Origin of the sequence: Roseospira goensis (assembly GCF_014197795.1) — a bacterium.
Taxonomy (GTDB): domain Bacteria; phylum Pseudomonadota; class Alphaproteobacteria; order Rhodospirillales; family Rhodospirillaceae; genus Rhodospira; species Rhodospira goensis.
On the sequence record NZ_JACIGI010000006.1, the window covers coordinates 141,609 to 153,260 of the forward strand.

Sequence of the window (11,652 nt, forward strand, 5' to 3'; positions counted from 1 at the left end):
CCTCCCGCCTCAGGCTTCGCGGTCGTGGCGCTCGCTCTCGCTCCGGACCGCGACCAGGTCGCTCTCCACCATCTCGGCGACCAGGGCCTCGAAGCCGGTCCGGTGGGTCCAGCCCAGGCGGTCGCGCGCCTTGGACGAATCGCCCAGCAGGCAGTCCACCTCGGTGGGGCGGAAGTAGCGCGGATCGACCTCGACCAGCACCGCCCCGGTGCGGGCGCACAGCCCGACCTCGTCGACGCCGTGTCCGCGCCACACCAGGGGCCGATCCACATGGCGGAACGCCAGGTCGACGAACGCACGCACGGTGTGGCTCTCGCCGGTCGCCAGGACGTAATCGTCCGGTGTGTCCTGCTGCACGATGCGCCACATGCCCTCGACGTAGTCGCGGGCGTGGCCCCAGTCGCGGCGGGCATCGAGGTTGCCCAGGTAGAGCCGCGCCTGGAGCCCGAGCGTGATGGCAGCGACGGCGCGGGTGATCTTGCGCGTCACGAAGGTCTCGCCGCGGATCGGGCTTTCGTGGTTGAACAGGATGCCGTTGCTGGCGTGCAGGCCGTAGGCTTCGCGGTAGTTCACGGTGATCCAATAGGCGTACAGCTTGGCGGCGCCGTAGGGGGAGCGCGGGGCGAACGGTGTCGTCTCGCGCTGAGGGACCTCTTGGGCGGCGCCGAACAGCTCCGACGTCGACGCCTGATAGAAGCGCGTGGTCCGCTCCAGGCCCAGGATGCGGATGGCCTCCAGCAGCCGCAGGGTGCCGAGCGCATCGGCGTTGGCGGTGTACTCCGGCGTCTCGAAGCTGACCTGGACGTGGCTCTGGGCGGCGAGGTTGTAGATCTCGTCGGGCTGAACCTGCTGCACCAGGCGGATCAGGTTGGTGGCGTCCGTCATGTCACCGTAGTGCAGCCGGAACCGGATGTCGGCCTCGTGCGGGTCCTGGTACAGGTGATCGACCCGGCCGGTGTTGAACGAGGACGAGCGGCGCTTGACCCCATGCACCGCATAGCCCTTGTTCAGGAGCAGATCGGCCAGATAGGCCCCGTCCTGCCCGGTCACCCCGGTGATGAGGGCGGTCTTCTGGGTCACGCGCGTCCCCCCGTTCTCGATGGAGTCCATCCGCCGGCCGTCGCGATCCGCGCTCAGGTCCGCAGGCGGTCGATGTGGTCCAGGAACCAGCGGTAATACAGCCGCAGGCCCTCTTCCAGGGACGTTTGGGCCCGCCAGCCCAGCCCGGTCAGGGTGGAGACGTCCAGCACCTTGCGCGGCGTGCCGTCGGGGCGGCTGGTGTCGTAGGTGAGCGTGCCGGTATAGCCGACGGTGCGGCAGAGGGCGGCGGCGAAGTCGGCGATCGGGAGGTCCTCGCCCGTGCCCACGTTGACTGGGGCCGCGCCGGAATAGCGCGTCATCAGGAACACGCAGGCGTCGGCCAGATCGTCGACGTAGAGGAACTCGCGTCTTGGTCGCCCGGTGCCCCAGACCGTGACCGTCGGTGCCCCGGCCTCCTTGGCCGCGTGGATGCGGCGCAGCAGGGCGGCCGGGACGTGGCTGTTTTCGGGGTGGAAGCTGTCGCCGGGACCGAACAGGTTGGTCGGCATGGCGGTGATGAAGTCGCAGCCGTGCTGACGCCGGTAGGCCTGGCACAGCGCGATCCCGGCGATCTTGGCGATCGCGTAGGGTTCGTTGGTCGGCTCCAGCGGTCCGGTCAGGAGGGCGTCCTCCCGGATCGGCTGCGGCGCCGCGCGGGGATAGATGCACGACGAGCCGAGGAACAGCAGCTTCTCGACGCCGACGGCGGCGGCGGCGTGCACGACATTGGCCTCGATCATGAGGTTGTCGTAGAGGAAATCGGCCGGATAGGTCGCGTTCGCGTGGATGCCGCCCACCCGGGCGGCGGCCAGGACCACGGCTTGCGGGCGCTCGGCCGCCAGGAACGCCGCCACGTCGGCTTGGCGCCGCAGGTCCAGGTCGGCGCGGCGGTCCTGGATCAGGGTGCAGCCCTCGCCGGCCAGCCGTCGCACCAGGGCGCTGCCGACCATGCCGCGCTGTCCGGCGACCCAGACCCGCTTGCCGGCCAGGGGGAAGGCGAGGGGGGCATCTCGGGCGGCGCCGGGAGGAGGGCCGGGGGCGGCCCCGATCGGCTCGTCGTCACGGACCATGGCGGGGCGTTCTCCTGGGCATGGGGTCGGGCACTGGCGTCACGGTCCCGTAAGGCCGCGGCCCGGTCAAGGCGGCCTGCTCGGACGGACCACGCCCCCCTTTGCTTCCCCGGCGCGGAGGGGTAGAACGAGGCGTTGGGTTCGGTGTCAGGACCCGGTGACACATGCCGTTGGGGGAGCCGCCGCGATGAGCGAAAGCACGAAGTATCTGTTGTCCGAAGAGCGCCTGCCGAAAGCCTGGTACAATCTGGCCGCCGATCTGCAGGCCCCGGCGCCGCCGCTGCATCCGGCGACCGGCCAGCCTCTCGGGCCGGATGACCTCGCGCCGTTGTTCCCCCGCGGTGTGATTGAGCAGGAGATGAGTACCGAGCGCTGGATCGATATCCCCGAACCGGTGCGCGAAGTCTATCGCCTGTGGCGGCCGTCGCCGCTGGTGCGGGCCCGCCGCCTGGAAAAGGCGCTGGATACGCCGGCGAAGATCTTCTTCAAATATGAAGGCGTCAGCCCCGCCGGCAGCCACAAGCCCAACTCGGCCGTCGCCCAGGCGTTCTACAACAAGCAGGAAGGGGTAGCCCGCCTGACCACCGAGACCGGCGCCGGGCAGTGGGGCAGCTCGCTGGCCTTCGCCGGGCACCTGTTCGGCCTTGCGGTCGAGGTCTACATGGTGCGCATCTCCTACAATCAGAAGCCCTACCGGCGGGCCTTGATGGAGACCTACGGCGCCACCTGCATTGCCAGTCCGTCGCCCAACACCGCCGCCGGCCGCGCCGTCCTGGAGCGGGATCCCGAGTCCAACGGCTCCCTCGGGATCGCCATCTCCGAGGCGGTGGAACTGGCCGCCAGCCGCGACGACACCCGCTATGCCCTGGGCAGCGTGCTCAACCACGTCTGCCTGCATCAGACGGTGATCGGCGAGGAGGCCATGCTGCAGATGGACATGGCCGACGCCGAACCGGACATCGTCATCGGCTGCGTCGGTGGCGGCTCCAACTTCGCCGGCATGGCCTTCCCGTACATGCGCGAGAAGCTGAAGGGCAAGGCGGTGCGCTGCATCGGCGTGGAACCCACGTCCTGCCCCACGCTGACCAAGGGGCCGGTGGCCTACGACTTCGGCGACACCGGCAAGCTGACCCCCCTGATGCGCATGTACACCCTGGGCTCGGGCTTCATGCCGCCGGGCACGCACGCCGGGGGCCTGCGCTACCACGGCATGGCGCCGATGGTGACCCAGGCCATGGAACACGGCCTGATGGAGGCCCGCGCCTATCAGCAGACCGAGTGCTTCGCCGCCGCGGTGGAGTTCGCCCGCTGTGAGGGCATCGTGCCGGCGCCGGAGTCCTCGCACGCCATCAAGGCGGCCGTGGACGAGGCGCTGCGCTGCAAGGCCGAGGGCAAGGCCGAGACCATCCTGTTCAATCTGTCCGGCCACGGGCATTTCGACATGCAGGCCTACATGGACTACTTCGCCGGCAAGATGACCGACACGCCGTTCGACGACGCGGCGCTGGACTCCTCGCTGGCGACCCTGCCCAAGGTGCCGGAGATGGCGGAGTAGGCCCCGCGACCGGTCCCGGTCGGAGCGGAGGCGCGAGAGACCCGCTTTCTCGGTCCCACGCTCCGGCGTGGGACCGCGTGCCCCCGCGGGAGCGGGGGCGCGAGAGCCCCCCTTTCTCGGTCCCACGCTCCGGCGTGGGACCGCGTGCCCCCGCGGGAGCGGGGGCGTGAGAGCCCCGGTTTCTCGGTCCCACGCTTCGGCGGGGGACCGCGCGCCCCCGCGGGAGCGGGGGCGCGAGAGCCCCCCTTTCTCGGTCCCACGCTCCGGCGTGGGACCGCGCCCCCGCGGGAGCGGGGCGCGAGAGACCCGCTTTCTCGGTCCCACGCTCCGGCGTGGGACCGCGCGCCCCCGCGGGAGCGGGGGCGCGAGAGCCCCCCTTTCTCGGTCCCACGCTTCGACGCGGGACCGCGCGCCCCCGCGGGAGCGGGGGCGCGAGAGCCCCCCTTTCTCGGTCCCACGCTCCGGCGTGGGACCGCGCCGCCGCGGGAGCGGGGCGCGAGACGAGCCTTCTTGGTCCCACGCTCCGGCGTGGGACCGCGCGCCCCCGCGGGAGCGGGGCGCGAGAGCCCCCGTTTCTCAGTCCCACGCTCCGGCGCGGGACCGCGCGCCCCCGCGGGAGCGGGGGCGCGAGATGAGCCTTCTTGGTCCCACGCTCCGGCGCGGGACCGCGTGCCTCTGTCACTGCGCCATCACGATCCGCGGCGGCTCGTCGGTCAGGCCGCGCAGGGTCCAGTCGTAATACACGAACCCGCCCGGCCCCTCGCGCCGGGACTGGGCGTTGTGTTGCAGCACCGGCCGATTGGTGGCCACCCGCATCTTGCCGCGCGTGTCCAGGCCGGCGGCCAGCAGGCGGTTCTTGTTCTCGTCGCTGATGGCATGGGTGCGCACCACCAGCACGCCGTCGGCGCGCGAGACGATGGCGATGACGCGGGCGTTGGAGCGCAGGAAATAGTAGCTCTCGTCGCCCTCGACGTGCCCGGTGGTCTGGTAGAACACTCGGAAGCGGCCGGCGCCCTCGTGCTCGATGCGCTCGAAGCCCGAATAGCGCGCGAGGTCGCCGCGCACGTTCTCGACCTTCTCGGCGATCTCCTCGGGGCTGAGCGTGCCCTCCCGGATGTCCGCCCACAGCGGCGCCCAGGTCAGCGTGCCCTTATAGGTCAGGCCGAAGTCGCCGGCGCGGTTGACGCGGATTTCCGCCAGGAAGTCGTCGGGCACGTAGCAGCTCGCCACCAGCGGCAGCAGCACGAGGACCGCCGCCAGCGGCCGCAGCCATCGGGCCGGCTGGCGGCTCAGCCGACCACGCCCTTGGCCTGTTGCCATAGCGCTTCCATCTCCTCCAGCGTGGCGTCCTCGGCGGCGCGGTCGGACTCGGCCAGACGGGCCTCCAGGTGCCGGAAGCGGCGCTCGAACTTGGCGTTGGTGTGCCGCAGCGCCGACTCGGCGTCCACCTCCAGCTTGCGGGCGAGCTGCACGCAGGTGAACATCAGGTCGCCGACCTCGTCCATCAGACGGGCGGTCGGCGCGTCGGCGTTGACCTCGGCGCGCACCTCGTCCAGTTCCTCCTGGACCTTGTCGAGAAGCCGGTTGGGGTCCGGCCAGTCGAAGCCGACCCGGGCCACCCGGTTGCCCATCTTCTGCGCCCGTGTGGTCGCCGGCAACCCGGACGTGAGGCCGTCCAGGACCCCGTGATGGGCCTTGGCGGCCCGCTCGCGCTTCTTCTGGGCCTCCCAGGCGTCGGTCTGGTCCGCGGCATCAACCACCGTCGCATCGCCGAACACATGCGGGTGGCGGCGCACCAGCTTGTCGGCGATCGCCGCCGCCACGTCGCCGAACCCGAACTGGCCGGCCTCTTCGGCCATACGGGCATGGAACACCACCTGAAGCAGCAGGTCGCCCAACTCGTCGCGCAAGTCGGCCATGTCGGCGCGCTCGATGGCGTCGGCGACCTCGTAGGCTTCCTCGATGGTGTGCGGTGCGATGGTGGCGAACGACTGCTCCAGGTCCCAGGGGCATCCGCCCACGGGATCGCGCAGCCGCGCCATGATGGTCAGCAGGCGGTCGATGGCGCCGTCCGCCGGCACGGCGCCGGCGGTGGAGGCGGGGGGGGACGGGGCGGCGCGGCGCTGGGCGGGATCGTCTTCCATGGTCCCTGGGGTAGCCGCTTCGCCGGCCGGGTGCAAGGCGCGAGAGCGTGACCGGCGGGGCGCGACGGTCGCCGCCCGGGCCGGCGCCGGGACGTCGATCCGAATTGACCGCGTGGGTGTGCACCTGCGATCCTTTCCCGCATGGCAACTGCCTTCGGAGGGCACCTCCATGACCCCCCAGGACGCGGCGAAGGGTTGGCTGCGGCAGGCCCGTAACGACCTCGTTCATGCGCGCTGGTCGCTCCAGGCCGGCCATGCCGACTGGGCCTGCCTTGCGGCGCACCATGCGGCCGAGAAGGCCCTCAAGGGCCTCACGCTGGACGCCGGCCATCGCCCACTGTCGACCAACAATGCGGCCCTGCTGGCGGTCGATCTGATTGAACTCGGGGTGCTGGGCGAGGCGGACGTGGCGCGGCTGGGCGATCTGGAGGCGCTCGAGTCGATTGCGGCGCGGGTGCGGGACCCGGACCGGTCGATCGGGCCGCACGCCTCGGACGAGGCGATGACCCTGGCCCGGACGGTCGTGGCGCTCACCGAACAGGTGCTGTCGCTGGTGTCTGCGGTGGCCCGGAGCACGCTGGCGGCCATGGGGCCGACCCCGGCCAACGAGACGGCGCGACCGTCGGGCACTGGCTGAGCGCCGAGTCGGTCGCTGCCGGGGGCGCCGGCGCGGGGGTGATAGAACCTCCGGGGCTATAGAACCAGGGTGTCGCGGGGGGGGCCGCCCTGGAGCAGATCGGCGATCACCGACAGGCCGGCATGGACCCGGGCGCGTCGTCGCTCGTGACTGAGGCAGAGGCGGATCGCGGACGGCGCCGCCGCCGGGTCGACGGCGAACGCGCCGGCGGTGACGATCTCCACGCCACGGCTGCGGGCCTCGGCGCGGAAGGCGTCGGGTTGCCAGCCGGGCGGCAGCGGAACCCAGACATGGAAGCCGTGCGGATCGGCCCGGACGTCGGGGTTGGTGAGAAGGTCGCGCGCCAGGGCCTGGCGGGCCGCGGCCTCCTCGCGTTGGGCCTCGGTGAGGCGTGCGGCGGTGCCGTCCCCGATCCAGCGCGCGGCGATCTCGGCCATCAGGGGCGGCGGCATCCAGCACGACAGCGTCACGGCCGTGCGGACGGCCTGCACCCGGTCGGGCGGGGCCAGCACATAGCCCACCCGCAGGCCCGGCGTCAGGGTCTTGGAGACGCTGGTGATGTACAGGGTGCGCTCGGGCGCGAAGGTGGCGAGGGCCGGCGGCCGGTCAGGCGGTAGGGCCCCGAACACGTCGTCCTCGATGAGCGTCAGGTCGTGCGCCCGGGCGACCTCGGCGAGGGCGGCCCGCCGCGCCGCGTCCTGCGTGGCGGTGGTGGGGGTGTGCAGGGTCGGCAGGCAGTACAGCGCCCGGGCCGCGACACGGCCGCAGGCCGCCGCCAGGGCGTCCGGGGACAGGGACCCGTCGGCGTCGGCGACCGGGTGGATCCGCAGACCCAACGAGCGGGTCAGCGCCTTGAGCGGGGCATAGGTCAGGGCCTCGGTCAGCAGCACATCCCCGGGCGCCAAGGTCGCCAGCAGCGCCACCAGGATCCCGTGCTGGGCGCCGGTGGTCAGCACGAGGCGGTCGGGATCGGCGCCGGGCAGCCCCAGTCCTGCCAGCCACTGCGCCCCCGCAGCCGCATGCGCGGCCGCCCAGGACGGCGGATCGCCGGCCGTCTGATCGTCCAGCACGGCCGACAGCCCGTCGGACTGCGCCAGCGTTGCCAGGGTGGTCGCCAGCGCCGCGTCGGCCGCCCCCGGCGTCGGCAGGTTGCGGGCGAGGTCGATCGGCCCCGCGGCGGGGCGGATCAGATCGGCCGCCTCGTCCGCGTCCGGGGGCGGAGCGGTGGTGCGGACATAGGTGCCGCGCCCCACCGCGCCCTGCACGAAGCCCCGCGCCGTCGCGTCGGCATAGGCCCGGGTGACGGTGTTCAGCGAGACCCCCAGCGCGTGGGCCAGGTCCCGTTGCGGTGGCAACCGGGCGCCCTCGGGCAGCGCCCCGCTCGCCACGGCCTCACCGATGGCGTCGGCCAGACGGCGGGCCAGGGGGCCGGTGCGGCCAGACAGGTCAGGATGCCATATTGTCATGAGAACAATGTTAGTATTGTAGCGACGCTTTCGTCAATGCAATCTCGCGACACCTGTTCCATTGTATCGAGGTGTCGCCATGGACAAACCCAGCCCACGCGCCGGAATCGGTCTCGCGTTCGTCTGCCTGGGGCTTCTCGGGGTCATGCCGATCATCGCCAACAGCCGCCCCCCCGGGTTCGACGCCCTGATCTTCGCCGTCTTCCTGTCGCTCTGGCAGCTCGTGGTCTCGCTGCCGCTGCTGCTGTCGGAACTGCGGTCGCCGAACAAGGGCATTTTCGGGGTCCACTTGACGCCCCACCTGCGGCGCCGGACGGTCGGCATCATCCTGCTGACGGGGGCGATGTTCGGTCTGTCCACCTACATCTACGTCCTGGCCGTCGAGAAGGCCGGCGCGGTCAGTACCGCCATTGCCATCCAGGCCTATCCTCTGTTCGCGATCCTGTGGGAGTCGCTGTTCCTGAAGCGGCGCAAGTCCGCCGTCGAACTGGCCTGTACGCTGGTTCTGGTGGGGGCGCTCTACATGCTGGCGACAGGCGGGACGGGACGCATCGCCGGCCTCTCGCCTTGGTTCCTGGTGGCCCTCGGCGTGCCGTTCCTGTGGAGCGTCGCCCACGTCATCGTCAAGGAGGTGCTGGACCGCACCCCGATCACCCCGGCGCAGGTGACGTTCTTCCGGGTGCTGGTGTCGGTGGTGGTGTTGGCGCCCGTCATGGTCGCCGTGGTCCCGGCCGAGCGGATCCTGGCCTCCCTCGGCAGCATCGACTTCCAGGCCTTCGCCCTGCTGATGGGGGCGGTGTACTATCTGGAGCTGGTCGTCTGGTTCTATGCCGTACGGTCCATCGACGTCTCGCTGGCCAGTTCGATCACCGTGCCCTGGCCGGCCCTGACCATGGTGCTGGCGGTGCCGGTGCTGGGCGAGACGGTCGCGCCCTATCAGGTAGCGATCCTGCTGGTGGTCGTGGCCAGCCTCTACGGGTTGCTGTTCGCCGGGGCGCGCAAGCGGCGCCGGGCCGCCGCCGGGGCGGGGTGAGGCGCGCGCCGGCGCGTCATCCGCCCCCGAAGGTGTTGTCGCGCGGGAAACCGCGCGGCGGCAGCTTGCCGGCCTGGGCCCGGTCGCCCAGCCACGCCGTCAGGTCGGTTTCGGTGCGGGTGCGCTCGCCGCTGGGCCAGCTCAGGCCGTCAACGAGACGGATGATCTTGACGTCGCTCAGGGACGCGTCCTTCAGGCGCTGCAGGGTCACCCCGCGCCCCTTGGTCAACTCCGCGAGCTGCGACAGCGGGAAGATCAGCAGCTTGCGGTTGGTGCCGATGCAGGCGACGTGGTCGCCCGCCACCCCGCCGGGATCGAGCGGCCGGCTGATCGCCGCCACCGCGTCCTTGCCGGGGGTGAGCACCTGCTTGCCGGTGCGGGTCTGGCCGACGCAGTCCGCCTCGGCGACCACGAAACCGCGCCCGTCCGAGGCGGCCAGGAGGCGTTTGGCCCCCGGCCGGTGCACGTGCAGATCCACCAGGTCGGCGTCGTTGGGCACGTCCACGATCAGGCGCACCGGCTCGCCGTACCCGCGCCCGCGCGGGACCCGATCCCCGGCGATGGTGTAGTAGCGCCCGTTGGAGGCGAACAGCAGCAGCTTATCCGTGGTCTGGGCGCGCACGGTGGTGAACAGGCTGTCGCCGTCCTTGAAGCGCAGTTCGCCCAGGTCGTCCGGGTGGCCCTTGACCGCGCGGATCCAGCCCATGCGCGACAGGATGACGGTGATCGGCTCGCGCTCCACCATGGCCTCGATGGGCACGTCGACCGTGGTCGGGGGCGTGCCCAGCGTGGTGCGGCGCTTGCCCAGGGGGGTATGGGGGCCGAAATCGGCGTGGATGCGCGCGACCTCCTCGTCGATGCGCGCCCAGCGCCGGGCGGGGTCGGCCAGCATCGCCTCCAGGTCGATCTTCTCCGCTGAGAGCGCGTCGTGCTCCTTGCGGATCTCCATCTCCTCCAGCTTGCGCAAACTGCGCAGCCGCATGTTGAGGATGGCCTCGGCCTGCACGTCGGTCAGGTCGAAGGTGTCGATCAGCACCGGCTTGGGGTGGTCCTCCTCGCGGATGATGCGGATGACCTCGTCCAGGTTCAGGTAGGCGATCAGATACCCGCCCAGCACCTCCAGGCGGTGCGCGATCTTGTCCAGCCGGTGGCGGGTGCGGCGCACCAAGACCGTGTGGCGGTGGTCCAGGAACGCCAACAGGACCTCCCGGAGGTCCATGACGCGCGGGACCCCATCGGCGTCCAGCACGTTCATGTTCAGGCTGGCGCGCACCTCCAGTTCGGTCTGGCGGAACAGGTGCTCCATCAGGGTGTCGGGATCGACGGTACGGCTGCGCGGCTCCAGCACGATGCGCACGTCCTCCGCCGACTCGTCGCGCACGTCGCCAAGCAACGGGAGTTTGCGGCTGGTCAGCAGGTCGGCGATACGCTCGATCAGCTTGGCTTTCTGGACCTGGTAGGGGATCTCGGTAACCACGATCTGGAACAGGCCGTGGCCCAGCTTCTCCACCGCCCAGCGGGCGCGCAGGCGGAAGGCGCCGCGCCCGCTGGCGTAGGCGGCGCGCACCGCGTCGGGCGGTTCCACCATCACGCCGCCGGTGGGGAAGTCCGGGCCGGGGAGACGCTGCACCAGGGCGTCCATCGGTGTCTCGCGGTCCTGGATCAGCAGCCGCAGCGCGTCGCAGATCTCACCCACGTTGTGGGGCGGGATGCTGGTCGCCATGCCGACCGCGATGCCCTGGGCGCCGTTGGCGAGCAGGTTCGGAAACGCCGCCGGCATCACCCGGGGCTCGTCCTCCTCGCCGTCGTAGGTGGGGCCGAAGTCGACCGCATCCTCGTCCAGGCCCTCCATCAGCGCTTGGGCCACGGCGGTCAGGCGGGCCTCGGTGTAGCGCATGGCGGCGGCGTTATCGCCGTCGATGTTGCCGAAGTTGCCCTGGCCCTCGACCAGCGGCCAGCGCACGGCGAAATCCTGGGCCAGGCGCACCATGGCCTCGTAGACCGCCGAGTCGCCGTGCGGATGGTACTTACCGATGACGTCGCCGACCACGCGGGCGCACTTCTTGAAGCCGCCGGCCGGATCCAGCTTGAGCTGCCGCATGGCGAACAACAGGCGGCGGTGGACCGGCTTCAGGCCGTCGCGCACGTCGGGCAGCGAGCGGGCGACGATGGTCGACAGCGCATAGGCGAGGTAGCGCTCGCCGAGCGCATCGGCGAGCGGGGTGTCGCGAATCTCTTCGCCGCCCGATGGGGGCGGCGGCGGGGCCTTTGTGGAGGTCGTCATGGGCCGCACTCTGCGCCGGGGTAGGCGCGGGATCAAGGGGGGCCTGCGTCACACCATGGAGACGGAGATGTCGTCCGTAGGCGCAAGGGTGGCCTTGACGGCAATTCGTCTATGAACGAATATACCGGACTTGCTGGCAGACTAGGCCGTAGACTCATAAGCTCTGGCACCACAGGCGTACCGAGATGAACTTGAGGGCGGCGAGGAAGTTGTCGGGACGCTTGTCGTAACGGGTTGCGATCCCTCGGAACTGTTTGATCCGATTGAAGAACCGCTCCACGAGGTTGCGCTGCCGATAGACCCAGCGGCAGAAGGCGAAGGAGCCCTTCCGATTGGCCTTCGGAGGAATGTTGGCCCACGCCTTCCGCTCATTGGCTTTCGCC

General features: G+C 71.1%; 9 protein-coding genes and 1 pseudogene. 3 read left to right on the forward strand and 7 right to left on the reverse strand.

The window, feature by feature from the left end:
- Window positions 1-9: 9 nt before the first annotated feature.
- Both gmd and fcl read right to left on the reverse strand, forming a co-directional pair.
- Window positions 10-1,080, reverse strand: coding sequence for a GDP-mannose 4,6-dehydratase (gene gmd, locus GGD88_RS05555; RefSeq protein ID WP_184432550.1), 1,071 nt, complete (start codon window positions 1,078-1,080; stop codon window positions 10-12).
- A 53-nt stretch (window positions 1,081-1,133) separates the two neighbouring features.
- Complete coding sequence (gene fcl, locus GGD88_RS05560; RefSeq protein WP_281392821.1) at window positions 1,134-2,150, reverse strand: GDP-L-fucose synthase; 1,017 nt, start codon at window positions 2,148-2,150, stop codon at window positions 1,134-1,136.
- 187 nt (window positions 2,151-2,337) lie between these two features.
- Here fcl and GGD88_RS05565 point away from each other — a divergent pair, with 187 nt between their 5' ends.
- The gene (locus tag GGD88_RS05565; RefSeq protein WP_184432552.1) at window positions 2,338-3,705 is read left to right on the forward strand and encodes a TrpB-like pyridoxal phosphate-dependent enzyme; all 1,368 of its coding nucleotides are present in this window, start codon (window positions 2,338-2,340) and stop codon (window positions 3,703-3,705) included.
- A 678-nt stretch (window positions 3,706-4,383) separates the two neighbouring features.
- Here GGD88_RS05565 and GGD88_RS05570 read toward each other — a convergent pair.
- Window positions 4,384-5,025 (reverse strand): hypothetical protein, encoded by a 642-nt coding sequence (locus GGD88_RS05570; RefSeq protein ID WP_184432554.1) that lies wholly within the window; start codon window positions 5,023-5,025, stop codon window positions 4,384-4,386.
- Window positions 4,995-5,747, reverse strand: a complete 753-nt coding sequence (mazG, locus tag GGD88_RS05575) for a nucleoside triphosphate pyrophosphohydrolase (RefSeq protein WP_246423589.1) — start codon at window positions 5,745-5,747, stop codon at window positions 4,995-4,997. Before mazG ends, GGD88_RS05570 begins: the two co-directional genes overlap by 31 nt.
- Before the next feature lie 271 nt (window positions 5,748-6,018).
- On the opposite strand from mazG, the gene GGD88_RS05580 reads away from it, so the two are divergent.
- Complete coding sequence (locus tag GGD88_RS05580) at window positions 6,019-6,486, forward strand: HEPN domain-containing protein (protein WP_184432558.1); 468 nt, start codon at window positions 6,019-6,021, stop codon at window positions 6,484-6,486.
- A 56-nt stretch (window positions 6,487-6,542) separates the two neighbouring features.
- On the opposite strand, the gene GGD88_RS05585 is transcribed toward GGD88_RS05580, so the two are convergent.
- Entirely contained in the window at window positions 6,543-7,952 is a 1,410-nt protein-coding gene (locus GGD88_RS05585; protein ID WP_184432560.1) for an aminotransferase-like domain-containing protein, read from the reverse strand.
- Window positions 7,953-8,031: 79 nt separating this feature from the next.
- Here GGD88_RS05585 and GGD88_RS05590 point away from each other — a divergent pair, with 79 nt between their 5' ends.
- Window positions 8,032-8,985, forward strand: coding sequence for a DMT family transporter (locus tag GGD88_RS05590; RefSeq protein ID WP_184432562.1), 954 nt, complete (start codon window positions 8,032-8,034; stop codon window positions 8,983-8,985).
- A gap of 16 nt (window positions 8,986-9,001) precedes the next feature.
- Here the strand turns inward: GGD88_RS05590 and parC are convergent, their stop codons facing one another.
- Window positions 9,002-11,269, reverse strand: a complete 2,268-nt coding sequence (gene parC / locus GGD88_RS05595; protein ID WP_184432564.1) for a DNA topoisomerase IV subunit A — start codon at window positions 11,267-11,269, stop codon at window positions 9,002-9,004.
- A gap of 154 nt (window positions 11,270-11,423) precedes the next feature.
- Window positions 11,424-11,652: pseudogene (locus GGD88_RS05600) on the reverse strand (IS5-like element ISRhru5 family transposase); the annotation flags it as partial.

Bases quoted from the DNA above. Each gene is read 5' to 3' on its own strand.
- GGD88_RS05585 (WP_184432560.1), bottom strand. From the start codon at position 7,952: ATGACAATATGGCATCCTGACCTGTCTGGCCGCACCGGCCCCCTGGCC.
- GGD88_RS05590 (WP_184432562.1), top strand. From the start codon at position 8,032: ATGGACAAACCCAGCCCACGCGCCGGAATCGGTCTCGCGTTCGTCTGC.
- fcl (WP_281392821.1), bottom strand. From the start codon at position 2,150: ATGGTCCGTGACGACGAGCCGATCGGGGCCGCCCCCGGCCCTCCTCCC.
- GGD88_RS05565 (WP_184432552.1), top strand. From the start codon at position 2,338: ATGAGCGAAAGCACGAAGTATCTGTTGTCCGAAGAGCGCCTGCCGAAA.
- parC (WP_184432564.1), bottom strand. From the start codon at position 11,269: ATGACGACCTCCACAAAGGCCCCGCCGCCGCCCCCATCGGGCGGCGAA.
- mazG (WP_246423589.1), bottom strand. From the start codon at position 5,747: ATGGCGCGGCTGCGCGATCCCGTGGGCGGATGCCCCTGGGACCTGGAG.
- GGD88_RS05570 (WP_184432554.1), bottom strand. From the start codon at position 5,025: ATGGCAACAGGCCAAGGGCGTGGTCGGCTGAGCCGCCAGCCGGCCCGA.
- GGD88_RS05580 (WP_184432558.1), top strand. From the start codon at position 6,019: ATGACCCCCCAGGACGCGGCGAAGGGTTGGCTGCGGCAGGCCCGTAAC.